16 protein-coding genes are annotated in these 25,560 nt (G+C 53.6%); all 16 read right to left on the bottom strand.

The genetic code is table 11. The annotated features are described in order from the left end of the window. Nucleotides 1-5 precede the first annotated feature (5 nt). Complete coding sequence (locus tag ACYVHX_RS19170; protein ID WP_460673293.1) at nt 6-878, bottom strand: glycosyltransferase family protein; 873 nt, start codon at nt 876-878, stop codon at nt 6-8. A gap of 138 nt (nt 879-1,016) precedes the next feature. Further along, a complete protein-coding gene (locus ACYVHX_RS19165; RefSeq protein WP_460673292.1) occupies nt 1,017-1,940 on the bottom strand; it encodes a PorP/SprF family type IX secretion system membrane protein in 924 nt (307 codons plus the stop codon). A gap of 39 nt (nt 1,941-1,979) precedes the next feature. Then, nucleotides 1,980-4,361, bottom strand: coding sequence for an OmpA family protein (locus ACYVHX_RS19160; RefSeq protein WP_460673291.1), 2,382 nt, complete (start codon nt 4,359-4,361; stop codon nt 1,980-1,982). Nucleotides 4,362-4,446: 85 nt separating this feature from the next. Further along, complete coding sequence (locus ACYVHX_RS19155) at nt 4,447-5,436, bottom strand: PorP/SprF family type IX secretion system membrane protein (protein ID WP_460673290.1); 990 nt, start codon at nt 5,434-5,436, stop codon at nt 4,447-4,449. A gap of 5 nt (nt 5,437-5,441) precedes the next feature. Continuing rightward, nucleotides 5,442-14,315: a T9SS type B sorting domain-containing protein gene (locus ACYVHX_RS19150; RefSeq protein ID WP_460673289.1), complete on the bottom strand. Its 8,874-nt coding sequence runs from the start codon at nt 14,313-14,315 to the stop codon at nt 5,442-5,444. A 546-nt stretch (nt 14,316-14,861) separates the two neighbouring features. Further along, nucleotides 14,862-18,080 (bottom strand): hypothetical protein, encoded by a 3,219-nt coding sequence (locus ACYVHX_RS19145; protein WP_460673288.1) that lies wholly within the window; start codon nt 18,078-18,080, stop codon nt 14,862-14,864. 70 nt (nt 18,081-18,150) lie between these two features. Then, nucleotides 18,151-19,227, bottom strand: coding sequence for an NAD(P)/FAD-dependent oxidoreductase (locus ACYVHX_RS19140; protein ID WP_460673287.1), 1,077 nt, complete (start codon nt 19,225-19,227; stop codon nt 18,151-18,153). Next, nucleotides 19,224-19,940, bottom strand: coding sequence for a (d)CMP kinase (gene cmk / locus ACYVHX_RS19135; protein WP_460673286.1), 717 nt, complete (start codon nt 19,938-19,940; stop codon nt 19,224-19,226). Before cmk ends, ACYVHX_RS19140 begins: the two co-directional genes overlap by 4 nt. 30 nt (nt 19,941-19,970) lie before the next feature. Further along, on the bottom strand, nt 19,971-20,534 hold the full coding sequence (locus ACYVHX_RS19130) for a GNAT family N-acetyltransferase (protein ID WP_460673285.1): 564 nt from the start codon (nt 20,532-20,534) through the stop codon (nt 19,971-19,973). A 58-nt stretch (nt 20,535-20,592) separates the two neighbouring features. Beyond that, nucleotides 20,593-21,183, bottom strand: a complete 591-nt coding sequence (locus ACYVHX_RS19125; RefSeq protein ID WP_460673284.1) for a LutC/YkgG family protein — start codon at nt 21,181-21,183, stop codon at nt 20,593-20,595. Nucleotides 21,184-21,264: 81 nt separating this feature from the next. Further along, entirely contained in the window at nt 21,265-22,629 is a 1,365-nt protein-coding gene (locus ACYVHX_RS19120; protein WP_460673451.1) for a lactate utilization protein B, read from the bottom strand. 99 nt (nt 22,630-22,728) lie between these two features. Continuing rightward, nucleotides 22,729-22,929 (bottom strand): helix-turn-helix transcriptional regulator, encoded by a 201-nt coding sequence (locus ACYVHX_RS19115; protein WP_460673283.1) that lies wholly within the window; start codon nt 22,927-22,929, stop codon nt 22,729-22,731. Further along, a complete protein-coding gene (locus ACYVHX_RS19110; protein WP_460673282.1) occupies nt 22,926-23,435 on the bottom strand; it encodes a hypothetical protein in 510 nt (169 codons plus the stop codon). Before ACYVHX_RS19110 ends, ACYVHX_RS19115 begins: the two co-directional genes overlap by 4 nt. An 81-nt stretch (nt 23,436-23,516) precedes the next feature. Next, the gene (locus tag ACYVHX_RS19105; RefSeq protein ID WP_460673281.1) at nt 23,517-24,254 is read right to left on the bottom strand and encodes a (Fe-S)-binding protein; all 738 of its coding nucleotides are present in this window, start codon (nt 24,252-24,254) and stop codon (nt 23,517-23,519) included. Between the two features lie 82 nt (nt 24,255-24,336). Next, nucleotides 24,337-25,110, bottom strand: a complete 774-nt coding sequence (locus ACYVHX_RS19100) for an endonuclease/exonuclease/phosphatase family protein (RefSeq protein ID WP_460673280.1) — start codon at nt 25,108-25,110, stop codon at nt 24,337-24,339. Between the two features lie 74 nt (nt 25,111-25,184). Further along, the gene (locus ACYVHX_RS19095; protein WP_460673279.1) at nt 25,185-25,511 is read right to left on the bottom strand and encodes an L-rhamnose mutarotase; all 327 of its coding nucleotides are present in this window, start codon (nt 25,509-25,511) and stop codon (nt 25,185-25,187) included. Between the last annotated feature and the right edge of the window lie 49 nt (nt 25,512-25,560).

Below are 25,560 nucleotides of genomic sequence, written 5' to 3'. Positions count from 1 at the left end.
CGTATTCAACGCAGTTTATAATTCCGGTATTCTCCAACCCGCCAGCCCGTCAGGTTCTCGATTCCCTTCCAAAACCGGTTTTTGAACGATAACTTCTTTTGCCGAATATCGAAGTCGAACTGCCAGTTCATGCGCTCGATGCGGGGCAGCATAACGGCCGGGTGCGTTCCTTCGAACAACGCCAGCGAATCGACTCCGCGGTAGTCAAACCCTTTCAGTTCGTCGCGGGTACGGGACATGTGCTCGTCGGTATGCCAATACCGCCCAAAATTACCCAGTTTGTCCGCCTGCTTGTCCGGCGGTTTTACCCAGCCGTAATGATAAAGGGTTGCATCGACGAGCCTGACGGTTAGTTTGCGGTGGTCGCGGGTGCGGAACCCCTGCGCATCCCGATAGGCCACCACATTGCCGTTGTTGCGAACAATGCGGACCTCCCGGCGGTACCACCGGCGCGAATCGCCCACGTAGCGGTACGAACCGTAGAAATGCAGATAGTTGAGCAACAGCCCCTCAACTTCCGGATTGTCCTTGTCCTGCAGCATGGCTTCACGAATAACCGGCAAGTACATTTCGTGCAGCACCTCGTCGCCCTGGATGTAAAACGCCCAGTCCGAATCCGGCGAAACCGCAGCCAGGGCCTTGTCGGTTTCTACGGCAAGAACTCGCCCGCCTTCCCGCAACGAATCATCCCAGACGGTTTCGATGAGCCGGATTTTATCCGACCGGATGGACTGAATCAGTTCCAGCGTTGCATCATCAGACCGGCCAACGGCAACGACGAATTCATCACAAAGCGGCAGAATGGACTGAATCGCTTCAACGATGGGGTAATCGTACTGAATGGCATTACGGATGAAGCTAAAACCGGAAACTTTCATAAGGGAGCGGGATACGGTTTACGGTTTTTGGTATACGGTATACGGTTTTCAGTATTCGGTACGGAAGTGCTTTTTTTCGGTATCGTGCGCTCACCAAAACCAGTCCGAAAACCGTATACCGAAAACCGCACACCAAAATTAGTGATACTGGAATTTTACCGGACTGGGCGTGTAGCGGAACACCAGTTCGTGAACGCCTTTCTGGACGAAAAATGGATTTTCGACCTGCTGGCTGTTGTAGTTATACCCCACCCGAATGCTAGGTGAAAGTTCATATGCGGCCAGAATAACGAAATAATTCAGGGTGCTGATCAGGGTGCTGTTGTTCGCGCGGTACGACAGTCCCAGGCCCAGCTTTTCTTCGATCCAGACTTTGGCGTTGAGGTCGATCCCGAGGGGATACCCGGTTTGTTGGGTGAGCAGGATAGACGGCAGAAAGACGATGCTTTCCCCCGCGTCGAGACGCCCTCCGAAGTTGATGAACAACGGCCGCTGGTACCGAAGCGCCAGGCTCTGACCCGATCCCAGCGTCAGCGGCCGACTGACCAGTTCGGGCATGGAAACGCCCGCCCAGAACCGCTCGGCTTCGTAATAAACACCCGCCCCGAAACTCGGCACGGCTTTGTTGATCGTGGAGACATTGGCCGCGTCATAAATCGGCAGGACGTTGATACCGCCCGACGCGCCAAACGATAATTTCGCCATTGACGGCAACGAAATCCGGTACGCCACACTGCCGTGAAAACCGGTGGCCGAGTAAAGTCCCATCCGGTCGTTGAGCGCCTGCAGACCGATTCCGACTTTTCCGCCCGTCAGGGGTCCGTCGGCCCCGAAGGCCTGCGTGATCCGATTAAAACCCGGCCCCTGGAGCCCAATCCATTTCCGGCGAAAAATAGCCGTCATGGTCAAACTTTCCCGACTGCCGGAGAAAGCCGGGTTGATGGTTAAGGGATTGGTTAAATACTGTGAATACAAAACTTCACGCTGAGCCCAACCGGCCGAACAGCCGGCCGTCAGTAAGCCAATACTCAGTGCCGTTTTCCAGACAAGCCGTAGAATCATTCACGCGGGGGATTGGATGTACGAAAGTACAAATTAAAGCTATTCAACCTGAAGAATCTTAATTTCGGTCCGGCGATTCCGTTGGTGTTCGGCTTCGGTGCATCGTACCCCATCCTTGCAGCTATTGAGCGGCTGGCTTTCCCCGTAGCCGGCGGCTTTCATCCGTCTGGCCGAAATACCGCCCTTATTCAGGTAGGCAACGGCGGCCCTGGCCCGTTTTGTCGATAGCATTTTGTTGTAAACAGCGCCCCCCCGGCTATCGGTATGCGACCGCATTTCAATCCGCATCGCCGGGTATTTCTTCATCAACGCGACCAGTTTATTCATTTCGACGGCCGCATCGGGCCGGATGCTCCACTTGGCGAGGTCGTAATAAATGTTATCAATTTCGATAATGTCCCCTTCGCGGAACATGGTCAATTCCGCCGTGGCGTTGGTCGTCGGCGAAACGCGGGCGCCCGTTGTGCCCATGCAATCTTTCAGCGCTTCAACGATGTATTCACACCCGGGATCGACCGAAAACTCATACCTTCCATCCGGTCCGGTTACCATTTCCAAAACCGTACTGTCGCACAAATTCCGCAAAATAACCGCCACGCCGTCGATGGGCAGCCTTTCTGTATGCGTCAGAATCCGCCCTTTGATTGTTGTTTTCAAGGGTTTGGCGGTCAGCGATCGGGCCGGATTGAGCGGTATTTCCAGCCGCAGCGGCTGATCATCCGACAATCCTCTGGTTGAAAACCCCAGCCGGTTGGTCTGGTAGCCCGTCATGACTGCCGCAATTCGAAAATCGGTGTCGGGGTCCAGGCAAATCCGGAGGTTGCCTTCGCCGTCGGTCTGCGCCTGCCGTTTTCCATTCACCCCGTCTTTCTGATCAATGTCGAGCTGGGCATTTCCCAGCGGCTGCTTCGTTTGGGCATCAACAACGTTGATTGTCAACTCGCGACAGGCATACAAAGATCCTTCCCGCCGGAACCGGTAAATATCGTCGTCGGCTCCCCCCCGCAGCCGGTTGCTGCTGATGTACCCCAACATGCGTACCCCATCGGTCACAATCCCGAAATCGTCCTTTGAGGAGTTGAGCGGTTCTCCGATGTTCTGCACAGCCTTCACCGCCGTACCGTCCGTTAACTGGGCGTAAAAAATATCCAGATCGCCCAGGCCCGGATGGCCATCCGACGAAAAATACAGGTTGCCCCGATCATCGACAAAGGGAAACAGCTCGTTTCCTTTCGTATTGATACCTTTGCCCAGATTGACCGGTTCGGACCACTGGCCGTTGGCAAACCGGGAAACATACAAATCCGTACCGCCAAAACCGCCGGGGCGGTCGGAGGCAAAGTACAATAGTTTGTCGTTGGGGTTCAGCGCCGGGTGCCCGGTTGAGAATTCATCACTATTGAATGGCAGTTCCTGCGCTTCGCCCCAGGTCCCTTTCCGTTCTTCGGCAACATAGAGTTTCAGTTTGTTGATGCCATCGGAGCTTTCGCGGTATTTGCCGTTGGTGTAATTATTACGGGTAAAAAACACTTTCGCGCCATCCTTCGTAAATGCCACCGGACCTTCGTGGTATTTGGTGTTCAGTGTTCGGGAAAACCGCCGGCTTTCCGAGGACTCGCCTTCTTCCAAAACCGCACCGGTCTGCCCATTGGCGCCGGCATTAAAGCCCACCGTTTTGGTATCGTTGGCCGTGGGTCCGGTGTATTCGTCTTCGCCCAAGGTCCGGAAGCGCTTTGCTTTTTTCTTTTTCCGGGTTTCGGAGGCTCCGCCCAGACTGGCAACGGTTTCGCCCATCACAGTAGCGTCAGGCATGTAGTACAAATCCAGAAAGGAGGAGTCATCCCAACTAAAAACCCGCTTCAAAGCGTTCCCCTGGCGTTTGTTCGTCACAAAAACCAGCCCTTCCTTGTAATACATTGGACTGAATTCCGCCCGGTTTGTATTGATTTCCAGAAACTCGATCTTATAATTTCCGACGTTACGCGACAGAATACTGACGTCATTATAGAGTTTGGAGAATTGCTTTCCGCGCTGATCGTCTTGCTGGTATTTGCTGTACAATTCGTAAACTTCCTGCGACTCCCGGTATTTCCCGTTGCTGGCCAGCGCCTGGGCGAAATACAGATAACAGGGAATATAGTTCGCTTTCGGCTCCCTGAGTTGCCCCAGCATAGTCCGGTAAACCCGTTCTGCGTTGGGCATATCCCGAATCTGCCGGTAACTATAGCCCAGCTTTGAAAAGGTTGCCAGCCGGTCCTCTTCCGACAATTCCGTACGATTCAGGGCCTGTTCGTACAGCTCGATGGCGTTGCTGTAGGCCAGCAGATCGAACTGGCGATCGGCCTGTTTGAGCAAGGATTGCGCCACCGCCGACCCGCTTAAGCAGACGACAAAACAACACAACAGGTAAAAACCGCGCATACGTGGAAATTTGGAGAATTGTTCAGACGCCCGGCAGGATTTCCGGCCCTGTCGTTCGCTGCTGCGGATTTTCGTTTACCAGACGTTAAAAATACCGGGGCGTCAAAATCTTGTTTTTACCGAAACCGAGTTCGTACCGAAGCATGATTTCGTGCGAAGGCAATTTGAAGGTCTGCAATTTATTCAGCATCTGGTCGTAGGCATAGCCCAGCCGCAACTGATCCGACAGCTGCACTTCGACAATGCCGACAATGGCATCCTGATCGTAAATTTTTCCGTTCGTGAGGGCGCTTTCATAGCTGTTGAACTGGTTTCGGCGGTACGATACGCCCACCGCAACCCGGTCGGCAATCCACAGATTCAGGTTACCGTCAATGCCCAGCGGAGCACCTTCTATGTATTTCACCAGGGTCGATGGTTTCAGTTTCAGGACCGGGCTCAGCCGAATCACAAACCCCGCCATGGCGTAAGCATGCCGGCGTTGAGCGGCTTGTTGCAAACCGGAATCGTAATCCGTGAGTTTGTTTTTGATCAATTGCGGCACCGAAACGCCGATGTAGGATTTGTCATTGCTCAAATAAATCCCGGTCCCGAAATTGGGCAGAATCTTGGATATATTTTGCAGAAAAGCCGGGTCGCCAACCTGTCCCGTCCGCACTTTGGTCAGATCGGCCTGGAAGCTACTGGCTCCGGCCTGAATCCCCAGTCCCAGCGTCGAGCGGGCCCCTACCTTGATCCGAAAGGCATAGGAGGCATAGGCCCCCGTGGTGTTGTACTCGCCAATCCGGTCGTTGAACAATTGCAGACCAAGGCCAATTCGTTCGCGATTGAGGGGCATGTCGATGGTGAACGTGGTCGTCTGCGGTGCGCCTTCGATTCCGCCCCACTGGTTGCGGTACAACGCCGTCATACTCAACACATCGCGGCTTCCGGCGTAGGCCGGATTCATGGCCATCATGTTGAACATATACTGCGAAAACATGTGGTCCTGCTGCGCCTGAACCTGACTACCGCCCGCCATACAGGCCAGCAGTAGCGCGACTTTTCCGAATTTTCTGGTAAACCTGCGTATCATTGTTTTTAGCGATTAATCGTCATGAATCGTATGAACTTGCGGCCATCGCTCAATTCAACGATATAGAAATAAGTGCCTTCCGGCAGTCCTTTCGAATTCGACCCGATCCGCACACCGGTATTGGTGGAACCGTCCCAGTCGTTTTTGTAGTCGTGGTTCCGGTAAACCGTACTGCCCCAGCGGTTGAATACTTCCAGCATTACGGTGGCCCCACCGGTATTCTGAATGACGAACCGATCGTTGATGTTATCACCGTTGGGTGAGAACCCTTCCGGAATGATCACTTCGTCCGCATTGGCGTTCAAAATCAGCGGAGTAGGCACACTTTCGTCACTTTCCGTCGGATCATTGTTCCCATTCAGGTCGGGCTCAAAACCGTCGGTTGATACGTCGCGGAGGGTATCCGAACCCGCCACGGCTTGCGCAAAGACGGTATTGAGATACGGGCTTGTCTGTCCATTGGTTTTTACAGTCAGGGCCAGTAAAAGCGTATCGCTCCGGCCCGCGGCCAGTTTACTGCCCGACGCCAGCAGGTTGGCGTCGGCATCACCGGTGTAGTCCGGATTGCCGATCAGGCCACTTCCGGCCGAAACCGTTGGTGGGCTCGTCAGGCTGTAGGTCGCCCCCGACGTACTGTTAAAGACATCTGCTAGCTTGTCGACCAGCTGCACCTCGGTGAACTCGCGCGATCCGTAATTCCTGACGATAATCTGGTAGGTTACCCGGTAGGTCCCGTCGGCCTGACGCGCCGTATCTTTCACCGCCATCGCAACCCCAATGTTCGACGGAGTCGGCAGGCCGGGCAGGATGACGCCGGTCGGTGTACCATTGTTCCGGGGATCGAGGTCATTATCCGGATCGACGTTCGAACCGGCCGTCGAGGTGTCGGTCAGCATCGTGCCGCCATCCAGCGTCGTTGCGCTGGCCACCGCGATGTTGTAATAACCGCTCTCCTTGCTGTGGCTCACATCGACGAAAACTTTCAGGGTAATCGTTCGGGAAGCTCCTTTCGGCAGATTGCTCAGCGAATCAACCAGGAGATTCGTTAATTGGCCCTGGCCCGTATAGGTCGTATCGACCGTCAGACCGGCGTCGGCCGTCAGGACTGGCTTGCCGGGGCCAATCAGCACGTCACTGCCAAACGTGTTCGTCAGGTTATCGACCACCTGAACCTTCTTCAGATCGTTCGAGCCGAGATTACTTACCTTGATGGAGTACGTGATGTTGTAAACCCCTGCTCCCAGATCTTCCAGCCGGGTAACCGACTTGGCAACGCCCAGCACTGAAGGCGGCAGGTCGAAACGGACACCCGTTGGTGCAGCTCCCAGCGGTGCTGGATTGAATCCATTGTTTGACAGATCGGTAACGAGCGAATCGGCGTGGAAACCGGTTCCGATGACCTGCGTATAGAAAGGTCCCTGGGCGTTATTAGGCTTGATGTTCACCGTGACCAAAACCGTGTCGGATACGCCAGCGGCCAGGCTGCTCTTTGTACCGTCCAACAGCGACGACAGCCCCTTTCCATCAAATTGAGTGTTCGGGATCAACGTGCTGGCCGTTCCCACCACCGGAGCCCCCACGACGCTGTACGAAACCGGGGCATCAAAACCCGCCACAAGGCTATCCGCTAACTGGACTTTCGTCAGATCCGAACTACCGTAGTTTTTGATGATCACTTGATAGGTTACGTTGTAACTGCTGTCGGTTTGCGGTTTCACATCCGTTATTGCCAGCGCAACGCCCAATTGCGAAGGGGGTGCCGAGTTGAATGTAGCCGGAGTCGGTTCGCTGTTATTATTCGGATTGCCGTCGTTATCCGGGTCCGCCTTGTTCCCATTGCTGGAAGCATCATCGACGGTTTGTCCTTCTAGTTTTGCCAGCAAATACGCCTGGTTAAAGAACGTTTTTGTCAGGCTACCATCCGGATGCGTTCGAACGTTGACTTTTAACAGGATATGTTCAGTTTTTCCGGCTTTCACGACGCTTTCCGGAATAAGCAGCTGCGTGTTCCCAACCCAGCCTGAATAACCGGGATTCAGCTTCAGCATCGATCCATTGTCTACTTTAGCCGAAACGGATTCAATGACGTGGGGGTCGAAAACCGACTGCACATCGTCCGAAACCTGCACCTGGGTGGCATCCTGATTACTGTAGTTGGTCACCGCGATGTCGTAGGTAAACTCAAACAGCGTTTCCTCTTTCTGCTCAACGCCCTTCAGGGCTTTGGCGACACCCAGCATCATCGATTGCGCCAGCGTGGTATCCTGAACCGTAACGGTGGCCTTGTTGTCGGCCAGGTTCGGATCGACCTGATCGAGATAAATAATCTCAACCAGATTGGCAATGGCACCCTTGGTCAGCACCCGCGCCGTATAATGGTACGAAATTTCATCATTGGCGGGAAGCACCGAGATCCAGGCCCCCAGGTGACCGTGCGCATCCACGATCAAATTACCCGGCGATACCAGCTCCAGGCCGGCCGGCAGAATAATCCGGATGTCGCTGTGCGTGGCCGTACAATGCCCCCTGTTCCCCAGTTTGACATTGAAGGTAACGATCTCTCCAACTTTCGGATTCGGTTTATCCACGGTATGAGTGACGTACAGATCCGAACGGCAGGTATCCGACTGACAATCGAAGATGGCCACGTCGATCATCGTTGCCGGGCTGTAACATCCCGAACTCGTCCGCTCAAAGGCGTAGAACACGCCCCGTCCTACCGAATCAGGCCGCATGACAATGGCCGAAGACGGTTTTTCGCCAATGTGGTATTCAAAAACACCACCTGCCGTAAAGGGCTCGTTCTCCACCACCTTGGTCAGGTCAACGGTGAAGTTCGGACACGTATTCCGGACCATCATCGATGCGATTGGCGATTCGACCGGGTCTTTCACCGTTATCGTCATTCCTTCGGAAGCGACGGACGAACACCCGTTGTTGTCGATCAACTGCACCGAATACGTTCCACCGGCCTTGACGAGGATACTTTGGGTCGTCGCCATCGTATTCCAGCGGTATTTGTACCCATCCGGCAACGCACTCAGGATGACCGAATCGCCGTGGCACAAAACCGTATTGACCTGCCCAATGGTTGGCTGGATTTTGAGTCCTTCAATCGTCAGTTTCATAGACGATTGAGCCGCCTGGCACGAACCATTGCCGTCGGGGTCGTTCGTCGTGAACGTCAGAATCACAAATCCGGCACTGACGTCGGCCAGCGAGGGTTTATAGGTGGCATCCAGCAAGGCCGCGTTATCGAAGGTTCCGGTGCCACTGCTGGTCCAGACCGAACTGGTTGCGGCTCCGCCAATGGTTCCGTTCAGCTTGTATTCTTTGGCGGAACAGATCGTAGCATTCGGACCCGCCGAAGCCGTGGCCGGATTGGTCGTACACAGCACGACGTCGTTGCAGTTAATGATGGTGACCAGAATCTGACTCGCCAGGCTGTAGCAACCACTGGCGGTTTTTTCCACGACGTAATACGTTCCGGCGCCGACCGATTTGGCATTCGCCACTTTTTGATCCGGTTTTAGCGCAGCGCCCGTGTAGAACTCGAAAACACTACCCGTCTGCGAAACCGATCCGCTGACCGCTTTGGTCAGATCGGCCGTTGCAAACGGACAATCGTTGGTCAGATTTACCGCAACCGGTTTTTTCACTTTTGAATAAACCGTGACAACCACATCATTTGATTTACCACTTTTGCAAGCGTCTGAAGTACAACAAATTGCCGAATACGTTGCCGACAAAGCCGGCGTTATGATGATTTCGGCGCCAACCTGATTGTTGGACCAGATGATATTGCCACCATCGCATCCCTGCGCCCGTAGCGTTACAGCCTGCCCGAAGCAGACCGTCGGGGCGCTGGCGGTAATGGTTGGCGAAACCGGGGTTCCGATCTTTACCGTATTCAGGGGCGATTTCTCACTGATGCAATTTCCTAACGAGCAGGTGGCCCAATAATCGGTGGTGGCCGTTGGCTGTACGTCGATGCTGATTCCGGTTGCGCCGGTGGACCAGGTAACGACACCCGGACAGCCCACTGCCATCAGTTTAGCGGTTTCACCCGGACACAGAATCTGTTTATCGGCCGCTACAGTCGGCGGATTGAGGGTTGTCACCGAGATGCTGATGGGAGCTGATGGGGCACTTTCACAGTCATCACTGATTCTACAGATTGCCGTGTAGGGACGATTGGCGGTGAGAGCGCTGAGGGAAAGGCTCGCCCCCGTTTCTCCATTCGACCAGACGATGGTTCCGGTTGTACATCCTGAAGCCGTCAGGACAGCCGAACCTCCGTAGCACACCACGGTTGTTGACGCCGAAACCGTTGGCACGGGCACGTCGCACTCGCCTTTGATTTTGATGATGATCGGGGTCGGATCGCTGAGGCAGCCCTTGATTTTACAATGGGCGTAATAGCTCGTGGTTGTCGTCGGATGCACATTAATACTGCTACCGGTTGCCCCGGTTGACCAGATAATTTGTCCACCCGCACAACCGGTTGCCGACAGCGTAACGGTTTCACCCGGTTCGATCTCCGATTTCGAAGCCGTAACCACCGGAGCCGTTGGGGTGCTTACCACCACGGTATAAGCTTCCGAAGGAGCACTGGTGCAGGGTTGTTTCTGGCAAGCGACGGTATACACGGTTGTTTCCGCCGGTGAAACCAGAATGCTGGTTGAGGTTGCCCCGTTGGACCACAGTGGGACGCCCGAACAACCGGTTACCGTGAGTTGAATTTCATCGCCCAGGCAGATGTGTCCGTCCGTACATTTGCACACCCGGATCGCGGGTTTTTCGGGCGTATTGACGCGCACGGTCACCTTGGCCGGTGCTCCGTTACACTGTTCGCTCATTTTACAGGCCGCATGATACTCCGTTGTGTGGGTTGGATTTACAACCAGCGTGTTGCCGGTCGCGTTCGTTGACCAAACCACCGTTCCGGCACCGCAACCGGCGGCTGTCAGCGTTACGGACTGGCCGCTACAAATTTCGGTCGACGAAACCGTGATCGTCGGGGTCGGTGCGTTGCTGTTGGTGACGTTGACGGTAATCGCATTGGAAACGCCACTGGTGCAATTGTGCTCTTTGCACTGGGCCGTGTAGCCGGTCGTTAAACCGGGCCGGACCGAAATGCTGTTACCGGTTGAGTGATCGGACCAAACGACCTGTCCGCCCTGACAACCTTCCGCGGTCAGGGTGACCATATCACCCGCACATATCAACGTTTTGTCGGATTTGATGATGGGCGCTACCGGATTAACTACGGTTACCGAAAGCGGCTTTGATGCCTCGCTCGTGCAGGTACCCACTTTACAGGAAGCACGATAGGTGGTGTTGCTGGTTGGCGAAACACTGATCGCAGCGCCCGTGGCACCATGAGACCAGACAACGGTTCCGGAACAGTTCATGGCCGTCAGGTTCACCGAACTGCCGAGGCAAACCGCATCTGCGCTGATATCAACCAATGGTGCCTGCGGTTTTACTACGGTAATCGTGTGAACGTCCGAAACCGGGCTGATGCACGTATTGCGTTTACAGACAACGGTATAAGAGGTCGTTGCAGCGGGCGAAACCGTGATGCTGGCCGTCGACTCACCCGTTGACCACTGCGGAATACCGGTGCAGTTTCCAATTGTAAGTACGCTGTTTTCGCCCGGACATACGGTGGCGGCCGTGCTTGTAATGACCGGTTTTGGCATGGGGCCCGTCTGAATCGTTAGGCTTTGCGACGGTCCGCTGATGCAATTCCGCACCCGGCAATTGGCATAATACGTCGTTGCTCCTTCCGGTGTAACTGAAATCGCAGAACCCGTTGCGCCCGTTGACCAGATGATCTTACCCTCACAGCCGGTAGCCGTTAAGGTCACGGAACCACCGACGCACACCTCAACTGCGGTGGCGCTAATGACGGGCGGTTGCGGATTAGATACGTTGATACTAACCGGTTTTGACCGCTCACTGATACAGCCAGCTACTTTACACTGAGCCGTAAAGGTGGTCGAAACCGTGGGTGAAACCACAATGCTTTCACCGGTTTCGTTGGTAGACCAGATAACAGTTCCGGTACAGTTCGAAGCGTGTAACACCACCGCATCGCCGGGGCACACATCAGTTGTTAGGCAAGTAATAACCGGCGGTTCTACCGTACAGGTTGTGCATTGAACACCCGTTATTGTCACGCTTTCTGACGCTGCACTGGTACAGCCGTTAACGGTTTGCGTAACCCTGTACAACTGATTCCCCACTACCGTGGGCGTAGCGGTTACGACCGAGCCGGTCGATGCGGATAAACCGGAACCAGTCCATTGGAAAGTGGCACCTGCCGAACCGGTCGCGGTCAACGTTACGGTTTCCCCCAGACAGCTGGTTACCGATGGCGAAACCGTTATTTGGGGTTTCGCCGGACTACCGGGATTCACCAGGGTTGCCGTCACCGGATCGCTGCTACAAGATCCATTTGTTACCGTAACGCTGTAAGCGCCAGCGGGTAGTGTATTTAAATATAGTTGTCCGTTATTATTCGCATTCAGGGTATTCGTTACCAGGGCACCATTATTACGGCGATAACTAATTTCATAATTTTGATTAGCCGTTAAGTTCCCGAGTGTAATCGAGCCGTCTGTACTTCCTGTGCACGACGTTGGATTTGTTGAGGATACAACTGTCACAGCCGGTTTTGAGACGACCTGAACGGTTACCGTCTTGGTTACACTACAGTTCGGAGCACCGCTGTCGGTGATGACTACGGTGAATGTGCTAGTCGCCGTTAGGTTTGAAACCGTTACACTGCTGCCACTGCTGGAAGACAAATTGGGACCACTCCATTGATAACTCACACTGCCCACAGCCCCCGACCCGCTGGCCGTCAGCACCGCACTGCCCCCCGCACAGATTGGCGAGGGAGCACTCACACTGGCCGTCAGGCTACAGCCTGGCACACAACTGCCCACACTCACCGGGGTCTGCTGCACTGCCGTGCACCCACTGGCGGTACTCACCACCACAGTGTAACTGCCACTATTGGCGGCCGTAGCCGGACTGATGATCGGACTCTGCACACTACTTACGTACCCATTGGGACCCCGCCAGCTGTAGCTGCTGCCCCCCTGGGCCGTCAGCTGAACCCGGGCCACGCCCCCCACACAGGCCGTGCCCGAACTCACCACCGCCACCGGCAGCGGGTTGACTACTATGTTCACAAATGCGGTTCCCGTACAGGCTTGCCCGGTCACAGTCAAGGTATAACTGCCACTATTCGACTGTTGAGCATTATTGATAACCGGGTTCTGTGCGTTTGATGTAAAATTATTCGGGCCTTTCCAGCTATAGCTAGTAAATCCGCTATTGGCAGTCAGGCTCACGGTTCCGCCCGCACAAACGGTTGGTGGCAAAGCTCCGGCTACCGGATTGCAGAGACAGTTCTGAATAAGGACGGGTTCTGTAACAACCGTGTTCCCGCAACCATTTTGACCATAGACGGTAAGGGTATAGCTTCCGGCATAACTCACCTGAGCGTTAGTGACGATAACCGTCTGCCCCGTTTCATAAAAACCGTTCGGACCGGTCCAGACGTATTGATAGGGTGCGGTGCCGCCACTGGCGGTAGCTGATAAACTGAAACTTCCACCAATGCAGGCACTGGCGCTGGCAAAAGTCTGAACGCTTGGCTTGGGCAGCACAATCAGGCTGGTTATGGCCGTACCGGAACAAGTTGAAGTTCCCGTAATCACAACGGTGTAACTGCCCGCATTGGCAGACGTTGCGTTTGGAATGGTAGGGCTCTGCAAAGTGCTTGTAAATCCGTTAGGCCCGAACCATTGGTAGCTCGCGGCCCCACCGGTTGCCGACAAAAGAATGGTGCCTCCCTCGCAGACCGGGGAGTTGCATACCGCGGTTGGTAAGGTACCGACCACAGCCGTGGCGCTGGTCAGTGCCGTACAACCGTTGGCGTCCGTTATTTTAACCGTATAAACGCCGGCGTTTGCCGTTGTTGCCACCGGAATGGTCGGGCTCTGGCCGGTTTGATTGAAACCGTTGGGCCCGGTCCATGCATATTGGTATGGCGCAGCACCGCCCTGAGCAGTTGCATTTAAGACCAATGGGCTGGCTTCGCAGGTAGGATTTGCCGTAGCCAGCGGAATAATCTGGCATGGCGGTCCGGGAATTACCTCAATTGCACAACAGCCACCCACTGGGCAGCTTCCGAGCATTCCCGTAAATGAATAAAGACCCGGCGATTTTATAACCAGGGTACTACCCGAAGCCACGGCCTGTTCGGCGGGAAAGGAGTTCTGGCCGTTTCGGGTCCACTGAACAGTGGTCAAGGCGAGTGGAATCGTAACCGTAAATTCATCGCCGTCATACCATTCGAGTGGTACCGAAAAACACGCCAGCGCCATGTCGTCCTCCGAGAGATCATGATTGTTGGGTACCGAATTGGGATCTGTGCCCTGGCTGGCGGTTACTTCGGCCGTACTGAACCACACGCCCCTGGCTACAACTTTTGCTTTCAACTCCAGCACCACCGAATCACCCGCGGCAATCGAGCCGATATTCCAGTTACCAGTTGCCGGTGTGAAGGAATTAATTCCTCTTAATACCGTATGGGCGTTGTACTGCGCTCCAACCGACAATTCATTTTTTACAACCACCCCGGTTGCGGCAGCGTTACCATCGTTCCCCACCACGACGGTATACGAAACCAGGTCATTCAGGGCCGGATTGGAAGTATTGATCTTTTTGTGAATGTATAGATTTGGATTTTGAGCTACCACCATTCCCACACTGCACACCAGCACCAGCAGCGTTTGCCATAGCCGCCGGTTGATCGAAGCCACTAGTGAGACGAACGGTTTTTTATATTGCTTTGACAAACAATTAAAAACTGCCAAACCAATAAAAATTGGCTCTTTCGGAGTTCCTGAATCCTGCGAGGCAGCACTCCCCTGAACGTTCGATGAATACATGATGTGGTGAGGATTCGAATGAAGATGATCATCTTGACGAGGAGACACACCTGGCGTACCGGCCTGCATCAACTGACGACGGGCCGGGCCTTTGAGACTGCCGTTATTCTGAACAATTGTTTCCCGAAAATTGGCTGTAATCAACGTAGATGTTCTTTCCATCTGATAACTTTTTATACCTGTTTCTAACCGTATTGCCAGCAAACGGAGTATACCTCTATTTCAGACTTCCCAGGGCGATAAAAGTCACTTTGTTTTGGCAGGAACCCACCAAAAATCATGGATACCTTGCCAAACTATTCGTCTTCACGAGTGGCACGCAACAGGACACAGACTTGATTGTGTATACAAATTTAAAGCCAAAGTTATGCCATCGCCATACCGCAACAGAAACTATACGGCTGTAAACGCAAAAAACCGCCGGGGGCGGTTTTTTGCGTTCGTCAGAGAGGATCAGAAATCGTACCCCAAGGTCAGATAGGCAATTGGTTTTCCGACTACATCGTTCTCGATACCCCAGGCATAATCGAATTTAACATAATAGCCAAAGAGCATCGTTCGGGCACCGGCCCCGTAACCGATCAGGAAAGGATTTTTGAAATTGGTAACTGTCGCCTGAAAAGGATCACCGGCCCCGCCCACCACTTCCGTGTTCAGGCTGTTCTGGCGGCTGAAAGGTCCTTTGCCCGCCCAGGCCGTGCCAATATCACTGAAGGCCACCAGCTGGAAGTTGCGCAGGAAGTTCGACGTAACCGGTCCCCGGTGTAAATACCGGATTACCGGCAGGCGGAATTCGGCATTGGCCAGCATATGGCTGGTTCCGGTCAGCTTGCCCAGCTTGAAACCGCGCAGAGGAGCGGCCAGATCCAGAAAGAAGACATCCCGGTTATCACGATCGACCGGCATCGCCAGCGGATTGTTTGCTTTGGGATCTTTGATGCCTTCCGAAATACCGATCCAGTTTTCCATGCCCCCCAGGGTGCTTTTCTTGGGAGCCCGACCCGCCGAATGACTGCCCGATAAGCGGACGGCCAGCACAAAATCGCGGTGGATCCGCTGATAATGGCGCAGATCAAGGGTGATGCGGTCGAAACTACCCGCGCCCCGGCGAACCCCGCCTTCGACCCGCTCGGTCAGACCGACATAATTTTCATACTTCAGCTTGAAGCGGGTTCCTTCAATCATGTTCATCCCGTTCAGACTGGTGTTGTCGAAAACGTATTCCGCGCGCGCACCGGTGTAATCGGACGAACTTCCGCCGGGTTGCAATAAATCGAGGTACCGGGTAACCACGTAAAACGGCGCAACGGTAAACCGGCTATTGACCGAAACGGGATAAGAAGCCGACAGGGTTACTTTATTAAACCGGTATTTCTGGTATTGTCCGCCATCGGAAAAAATGGTTTTCCGGTCGAAACGGGCGCTGTAATCGATTCGGTTGACCAGCTTGTGGTATTCGGTAAACAGGTCGCTGTTCCGCAGGTTGGTGGTGATGAACAAACCGGCCCGAATGATGTGGTTCTCCAGCAGGTCATTCATGGTCAGGGACTGGAAATACCCAAATCCCCGGATGGGATCGATCCGCCAGTCGGAGCTGGCATCGCTGGCAACAAATAAGCCCTGGTATTTGAAAGGTCCGCGAATCGTCACGTTTTCCCGTCGGCGGGTCCGCGGAATGGATACGGAAGCCGATGTGCTTGCACTCCGCCGTTGCCGGTATTCAATGGATTTGGCAATGTCGCTGTCGAACTGGTAATTGTCAGTATCGACTTCGCCGGGTGCCAGCCGCAGAGCCGAAGTAGCCGCGGTCGAATCGGCGGTTTTTCCCGGAGCTGCTGCATTGGCCGCCGGGCTCGTCTGTTTGCTGGCCACTTCGGCTTTTGGCACTTCCAGGATGGTCGCCCGGCGGGTGAGTGGTAATTGCAGCGTCTGGCTCAGGTTCAGCCTCGACCGAAATCCAATGACCTCACCCCCGTTTTTCAACTGGCTGTACACCATGGCCCCCGACGTAGGATTCAGATCGTAGCGACGAATGTTCTGGCTTAAACCGGTCACAAATTCCTTGGTTTTGTTTTCAAGGTCCAGCCGGGCCAGGTTCCGGACGCCTGTTGCGTCGTCGAGGAAATAAACCGTGTTCTCGCTCGAGGCCACCGGACGCGTGGCGGTGTTCAGCGAGTCCGTCAGCCGGGTTACGGCTTCGGCGCGCGGTGTTCCATCGTGCAGAAACAGGCTAAGCTGGTTGCGAATGGTTTTATACGTTCCTTTATCGGTACCCAGTGAATCGATATGACGATTGGAAGAAAACACGATCTGGCGCGTCCGACCCACAAACTGCGGATACAGATCGTCGTAAAGATCGTTCGTAATCTGCTGAGCGGTTCCCCGGCCAATACTAAACAGGTACAAATCGTTCTGCCCCCGCCGATCGGCGCTGAACACCACGCTTGCCCCGTCATCGGAAGCGTCCATATCGACCACCTGACCAACACCGCGGACGATTATCCGCTGCTTGAGCTTCGGTTTTTTATCCAGCTCACTATATATATATAAATAAATTTGTCCCCGCTCTTCGGTCAACACCAACAGGTTATCGCGTTGAAACGTGACCAGCGGAGTAGCCTGCCTGACCGGCGACTCATCCTGTTTATAGCCACCTTTTTGGATTACCTGCTTTTTCTGCGTCTGCGTGTTGACCAGGGTTACTTCAAATTTCCCCCGCCAAACCGTTCCGTAGGCGTAATGGCTTTGATCCGGACTCAGCTTCAGGCTGGTAAGCTGGGCCGGTTCTTTCAGCGTCGAAACCGTCAGCTGAAACGTATCGTCACCCGGTTTGTAGGCATCAACCACCGGTTTTGCCATCGACGCGTAGTATTCGCGCCATTCCCGCAAAAACCGGGAATACGGAACCCCCAGCGTACTGGCAATGCTGTTCTGCTCGTTTCGAATGATCCGCGTTAGGTTCAGGATATTGGAAATATTGTCTTTTCCGTAGCGTTCGGCAATGTAATTCCAGATGGAATGACCTACGTACCGGGCTTCTTCGCCCACCAGCATCGACGGTTTTCGCACGGGACGCGTCAAGGCCACATCGCGCAGATAATCGTCCATTTCCATGCTCCAGCCTTCCGAAATGTAGGAGGCAATGCCGGGCATATACCATTCGGGCAGCGACAGCAAAAGCGAACTTTGCAGGGCGTCTTTCAAACTGCCGCCGTACAACATATCGTACACAAACAGCAGCGACACTTCCCGGATCAATTGTTTGCGGAAACTAATCTGATCGCCCGTGAAAGCCAGTTCCAGCCGCGACTTGGCCAGACTAAGTTCTTTGTAATTCGTTCCGCTGGGCGCACTCAGGCCAATGTTGCTTTGGGCCAGCTCCTGCGGAGAATTGTAGATAAAAACCTTGATGCGGTTATACGGGGTGTAGCCCAGAATTTCGGTGATCCGGTCAAAATCGGTTTCAGCGTATTGCGCCGTCAGATTCGCAATCTGGTTCCCTTCCTGGTAAAAGTAAATTTCAAAATTGGAGGTCTTGATTACCTTCCAATCGAACTTGCGGTATTGAATGCGGTTTCGGCCAAACTGCTCCTGCGAAGGATAGTTCTGCGCCATCGCTCCGTTCAGGACCAGCAACATTCCGGCAATGTACAGTATAAATCGATTACTCATAAAAACGCAACTTTATAGATCTGATTTCGGTCTAACGGCAGTCGCTGTGGTGAATGCTGGCCGTTGAACCTCAATCCACTTTTTTTCCACTGTAATATAACGAAAAGGTACGCTCAATATTCACCTCCGGGTCTAATTCTTTCCGACCTTTCAGAAAGTCGGCAAACTGGCCGGCGAAAAATGGAGCCAGCGATACGCCCTTGGTACCCAATCCGTTGAAAATCCCAACCGCCGGATAAGCCGGGTGCAAACCGATCAAAGGCCGCCGGTCTTTGGTGGCTGGCCGAATCCCAACCCGCTGGCCGATTACCCGGTAGGGCGCTTTCAGCAAGCCGTTTAATTTCTGTTCTAAAAACGCTTTTCCATCTTCAGTTGTTTGCCAGTCGAGGTCGTGCCAGGTGTAGGTGGCCCCAACCCGGTAAAGATTTGCGGCAACGGGCAGGATGAAGATCCCTTGATTAACGATCTGAGTGATGGGATAATTGTCTATTTCGACATCCAGAATCTGCCCTTTCACGGGATTATAGGGCAACCAGTCAAAATACGGATTCTGCCGGGCGTGCGGACCTTCGCAGCAAATCAACTTCCGGTACGTGTTTCCCTGCCACTGAATGCCTTCCGCCTTGACTTCCAGCTGCTCGTACGCAAAATCAGCTTCGACGTACTGGTTTCGATGCTGAAAAAATGATCGAATGGCCGCTAAAAAAACCGGTACATCGACCCAGCCCGCCCCGGTCACTTCGAGTCCGCCGTAAGGATTGTGGATGTAAGGCCGGTAGTGCTGATGATCGACCGATTCCGCCACGTAGGAACTGATGGCCGAATCAGCGGTCTGGGCCAGGTAGGTATTCTGCTCTTCGATGGAACGATAAGGCCGATATATCGAGGAAAAATGCAAAAACCGCCTGCCGAGATCCTGCCCAGCCTGCTGGTAAAATTCCTTTAGAAACGGAAAGAGTTCATTGGCCTTCCAGGTCCGGACGAGTTTTTTACCGGTCAGCGGATTAAAGATTCCGGCAGCCGCCAGCGAAGCCGACGGCCGCTGGGACGCATTGACAAGAACCACTTTTTCACCGCGCTGGTGCAGGGTCCAGGCCAGCACCGAACCCGCAATTCCCTGTCCGATAATCAAGTAATCGGCGGTCATGCATCGATGGGTCTGAAATGGCCTTTGCGGTGTAATTTGGAAATTTTTTCGTCGGCCAGCTGAACCACCCATTCGATCTGCTCATCGAGGGTAATGTAGGACGTATCCAGATCAATGGCATCGTCGGCCTTGCGAAGTGGCCCTTCGCTGCGGTTGCTATCAATAAAATCCCGTTTTTTAAGGTTTTCAAGGATAACATCGAGCCCCACCATTTCGCCCTTTTGCAGCAACTCGATCTGCCGGCGCTGCGCCCGGATAACCGGGTCGGCGGTCATGAATATTTTCAATTCTGCGTCTGGAAATACCTTGGTTCCGATATCGCGCCCGTCCATAACAACCCCCCTCCGGCGCCCCATCCGCTGCTGTTGTGCCACCATCGCATAGCGTACTTCCGGAATGGCACTGACCTCACTCACAATGTTGGAGATGTACATTTTACGGATTTCCTCCTCCACATTCAGGCCGTTGAGACAGGTTTCGTTCCGACCGGTTTTGAGGTTAAAATTGAAAGTTACGTGAATACCGTCCAGCGCGTCCTGAACCGCTTTGGGATTCGTCAGCGCAACATGGTTCTGAATAAAATACAAACTGACCGCCCGGTACATGGCACCGGTATCAATGTAGGCATAGCCCATCCGGGCGGCAACCTGCTTGGCCGTCGTACTTTTTCCGCAACTGGAAAAGCCGTCGATGGCAATGACAATTTTTGGCATGAGTGCAAAGAAACAACTTTCTGAAGAACCCTATTGCTTTTCGGCCAGGGAAACACGCCCCTGCTGAGTCACAAACTCTTCGCGAAGCAGGGCGAAGATGTGTTCGTCGAGGTATTGATTATTCTTGATGGCAGCTTTTTTCAGAACGGCTTCGGCCCGAAAACCCGCCTGCTTCAACACCCGCATGGACACAATGTTTCCCTCGAGCACGCAGCCAAACAGGCGATTGACCTGAAAATTCGTGAAAATGTAGTTCACCATCGCGGGCAAAACGTCCGTCATGATTCCCTGCCCCCAGTGCGACTCACCCAGCCAATAGCCAATCTCGGCATTATGGCGGTAAATATCTTCTTTGATCGTAAACCCGACATTACCGACCGCCCGGCCCCCAATGTCGATCGCCAGATTGACCGGTTGTTGATACGACCGGTTCATCCGGATCCAGGAGCTGGCATCGCGTACGGTGTAGGGGTGCGGAAAAAAATCCCGGACACGGTCCCAGATTTTTCGGTTGTTGGCATGTTCTGATAACGAAAACTCGTCGCCATCGCGCCAGGCCCGAAGAGTGCAGGTATCCAGATAAATGATTGCCACGTTACTGCGCGTTTTTGGCCAATATACGCTTTTTAGAACACGGCTTTTCATTATTTGGTTACGAATTTTGTACTAATACGACTGAAAGGCTCCGGGCACCGTGGGCACCAATCACCAAAGCCTGCTCAATATCAGCCGTTTTCGAAGGTCCAGCGATAAAAACACCAAAACCGGCTTCGCCCACCGTCAGTCGTTCGTACGCATCGTGCATGTTGGCCACCAGATCCGAGGTATTGATGACCAATACCAGATGCTGGCAGATAAACGGTAGAACCCGCTGCCCACCCCGCTCTTCCGGCACCCAGATGGCCGAATTCTCGGCCACGCCGAACACCCCCTGAATGATGGCCAGATCGACGGTTTCCAACTGGTGCGGATCATTCACCTCCGATTCGGCCGTGGCGAGGTGATGCAAAGCCGGAACCTTACTGACCACAATCGGTAAGTCACTGTACGTCTGGCGGATGTATTTTTCCGCTTCTTCGTAGTTGGTCACAACCACCGGCGTTCCGCCGATGAAGCGGAGGATCTCCGAAAATTTGGCAAGCAGATCCGGGTAATCCGACTGAAAAGTGGTTGTTTCGGGTAGAGCCTGAAAATCCGGTTTATTCTGACGGACGGCGGCAAGAATACGTTCGCGACTGTTCATTTTCTGAACAATAAACAATCAATACTAAACAACCCATTGGCCTGTTACCGCTGTTGTTCGGCACTGATTGTTCATTGTTGATTAGTCATTGTTTCTTTTTTTTACATACCACTCGCGGAAGCTTTCCTTGGGCGGTTCGGGCATTTCGCGTTGTTTATACCAGGGATTGAGCGGATTGGAAACCGAAAACGGCACAAACCGCATCATCGTCCGACCGGTTTTTCCGGAAAACCGGAACAGTTTCGGATTTGATAACACGCTCGCCATCAGCTTCATGCCCTGCTTTTTACTGCTGTCTACGTACCCTTCAGACGCCAGAACCTGCCGCCATTTGTAAAGCTGGTCGTGAATATCGATTTTGACCGGACAGACGTTCGAGCAGGAACCGCAAAGCGTGGAAGCAAACGGCAAGTCGGCGTTTTTCCGCATGTCAAGGTTCGGCGCCAGAATGGAGCCAATCGGACCGGCCACGGCGTTGTGGTAGCTGTGCCCCCCGCTCCGGCGGTATACCGGGCAGGTGTTCATGCAGGCTCCGCAGCGGATGCATTTGAGCGAATTCCGGAAATCCGGTCGGCCCAGTTGCGTGGTCCGGCCGTTATCGACGATAATAATGTGCATCGTCTGGCCCGAACGCGGCCGGTGGAAATGGCTCGAATAGGTCGTGATGGGCTGTCCGGTGGCACTGCGCGCCAGAAGCCGCAAAAAAACACCGAGGTGGCTGGCTTTCGGAATGATTTTCTCGATGCCCATGCTGGCAATGTGCACATCGGCCAGGTGCGCGCCCATGTCGGCGTTTCCTTCGTTGGTGCAGACCACAAAACCGCCGGTTTCGGCCACGGCAAAGTTGACGCCCGTAAGCGCGGCCCGGCGCGTCAGGAATTTTTCGCGCAGGTGCTGGCGGGCGGCTTCGGCCAGGTATTTCGGATCGGAAGCGCCTTTTTCGGTACCCAGATGCTCGTGGAATAACTCACCGATTTCTTCTTTTTTCTTGTGAATACACGGCATCACAATGTGGCTGGGCGCTTCGTTGGCGAGCTGCACCACGCGCTCACCCAAATCCGTATCCACCACATCGACGCCCTGCTCGGCCAGAAAATCGTTCAGGTGGCATTCCTCCGTCAGCATCGACTTGCTTTTCACCATCTGGCTGGCCCCGGTTTCCCGCAGAATTTGCAGCACAATCGTGTTGTGCTCTTTGTCGTCGGCAGCCCAGTGCACTTTTACCCCGTTTTTGATGGCATTCTGCTCAAACTCCAGCAGGTATTCGTCCAGGTTGGACAAGGCATTGTGTTTGATCCGCGATGCGGTTTCGCGCAAGGCTTCCCATTCCGGGATCTGAAAAACCGCCTTGTCACGTTTCTCGCGCACAAACCACAGCGTTTTGTCGTGCCAGGTGGTCCGGTCAACGTCGTGGGTAAATTCTTCGGCGGCCTGCGAATGATTCATCATATAGTGGCGACTTGACTGCTTTCGGGTTTAATTCTGGGCTGTCTCTTCTGTATAAACACATTAAAATGCCGATCAATTCCTTGCTTCTGGGCTCATTCAGTCGGTTTCCTCCAGTTGAAAAATTTCCTCCACGTTTTTTTCAAACACCAGCGCCAGCTTCAGCGCCAGAATCGTGGAAGGCACATACCGACCCGTTTCAATGGAATTGATCGTTTGCCGACTCACGCCAATCCGTTCGGCCAGGTCGGCCTGCGACAGATCGCGCTCGGCCCGCGCCACTTTGATCCGGTTTTTCATAAAGCCATCAAAACCGTTCGTTCATTCCGGCGAATGGCCAGCCGAAACCGGATGATGAAGACAATCAAAACCGTAAACATATTGTACATCATCACTTCCAGAAACAGGCCGCCGTGAACGATCAGAATCAGCGCCCCAAGAACCATATAATTAATATAAACCGCCCATTGCAGGGATTCCAACCGCAACCGACTGATCATCTCGTCCTCCACTTTTTCCTTGGAAAAAGCGATCAACAACAAACCGATAATAATGCCAATGGCGGCAGCCTCATCGGTTAAATTAATCAAATTGTAATTATCAACCAGCAAACTTCCTCCGCCCGTAATCCACCAGATCAATCGACGGCCCAAATCGGCATCCGGCGTCGGGGCCTTCCAGGAGAAGCTCAGCCATTCAAAGCCAAACTCAGCGTACCGGGCGGCCATGCCCAAAATCGCAGCCGGAATAAATACAAGCCAGCCCATTAGCCGGTACGAATGCGGAAATAACCAGTGTGTTTTCATCGTCATATCAAATTTTCTTGACCAAATGTAAAGCAAATTTTACATCTTGTCAAGAAAACTGTATAACTTTTGAGCAAACGGCTACTCCTGATTCAGAATTTCGGCAATGTGCATCACTTTTACCGGCAATTTCTGCCGCCGGACAATGCCTTCCAGATGCATCAGGCACGACATATCACCCCCGGTCAGCACCTCAGCCCCGTTCCGGACGTGGTCTTCCACGCGATCGACGCCCATCCGGGCCGAAACCGCTTCTTCAAACACGCAGAACGTTCCGCCAAAACCGCAGCATTCGTCTTTCCGGTCAAGGTTGATCAACTCCAGCTCATCGACCATGTGCAAGAGCTGTTCCGGTTTGGAAAACGGAGCCGCCACCAGTTCCGACATCTGCGACAGGTGCAAACCGCGCTGCCCGTGGCAACTCTGGTGCAAACCGACTTTGTGCGGAAACCGGGCCGACAGATGGTCCACTTTCAGGATGTCCGTCAGAAATTCCGTCAACTCGTAAATGTGGCTACGGATTTGGGCCGCGTCATTTTCGCGTTTCTCCGAATGCAGGTGGTGTTTGATGTGCAGGGCGCAACTACCTGAGGGACAGACAATGGCGTCGTAGTTATCACCAAAATTATTGACAAACAATTCGTTACAATCCTGCGCCATGTGCTCAAAACCGGAGTTGGCCATCGGCTGGCCACAGCAGGTCTGGTTAAGCGGATACGTAACCGTGCACCCCAGTTTTTCCAGCAATTGCAGGGTTGCAATGCCAACTTTCGGGTAGAACTGATCGACGTAGCACGGTAGAAAAAGTGCGACTTTCATGCGTAGTGAGCCGTTTTCTGCGGACGTTAATGCGTCTGAAGTAGTAACAAAATTTTCAGCTACTTCCACCACACAACGCCCTTTATTTTTTGGGTTTTCGGAAACGATACGTTGCCAAAACCGGCAAATGATCCGAGTACTTCGGCACATTCAGAACCCGGTACCGAACCAGTTCCAGCTCGCTTTTTTTCAGGCTCAGAATGTAGTCGATCCGGGCTCCGGAACCCACCAGCGTGGGCGTCCGCGAATCCCGGCCGGCATCCGACCACTGGCCCATCAATTTCTCAATGTCCGGGTCGTCGGGGTCGGTGTTCAGATCACCACACCAGATCACGGGCTGAATGCTGTTTTCCAGCGTCGTATTCACAAACGCCAGCTGCAGATTCCGGTTCAGCGGGGATTGGTGGTCGAGGTGGGCGTTGCAAAACCGGATGGTCTTCTCGTTGGGCAACTCCACGTACGCGCACTGCAAAATCCGCTGCTCGGTTCGGTCCGGATTGGGCAACATCATCTTTTGGCTGGCAATGATAGGATACTTCGATAAGATAGCTGTCCCGTACTTACCGCCCTGAAAATCGATGGCTTTCCCGTACAGCGGATTCATCGAGGTCAGCCTTGCCAATTGGCTCAGGTGGTCCTGTTTCCGGCTGCGGGTGGTCACGCTGTCCACCTCCTGCAGGGCCACCAGATCCGGTTTGTATTCCCGGATTAACCGGCCAATCTGCACGATGGTGTTGTGCTCCTTCTCGTTGGTGCCGTGGTGAATGTTATAGGTTAAAACCGTGAGGGTTGACTGAGCTTTCGTTTCCTGAAAAATTCCAATGAGCAGCACAACAAGCGCCAGAACGTTACGCATAATTCCGCAGAGTTGATTCTTGCCAAAAATACGCACAAATCCCATTCCTTACCGATTGGCTCGCATTCCGATCTTTAAAGTTTAAAAATGTTAGTTAGCCGCAGCCATTTTTCGCCCGGTTTGGCCATCGGCAGGGCCTGCTGGTAGGTCCACATCAAATTCTCCCATTCCTGCACCTGCGGGTTTTCGGCGTCCATGGCGGTTTTCCGCTCAAACGAAAACGTCTCGTCGGTTTCCATGATCATGAACAGCCGGTTTCCGATGCGGTAAATTTCCATTTCCGTAATGCCCGCCGACCGGATGCTTTCGTCGATTTCGGGCCGAAGTTTTTCGTGGTATTTCTCGTATTCGGCAATTTTCACCGGATCGTCCACGAGATCAAGCGCAAAGCAGTAACGCATAAAGGGAATGATGAATGGTGAATGATGAACGATGAATTACGGAATTCTG

Source organism: Larkinella ripae (genome assembly GCF_054780775.1).
This window is presented reverse-complemented; position numbering and strand designations above follow the sequence as displayed.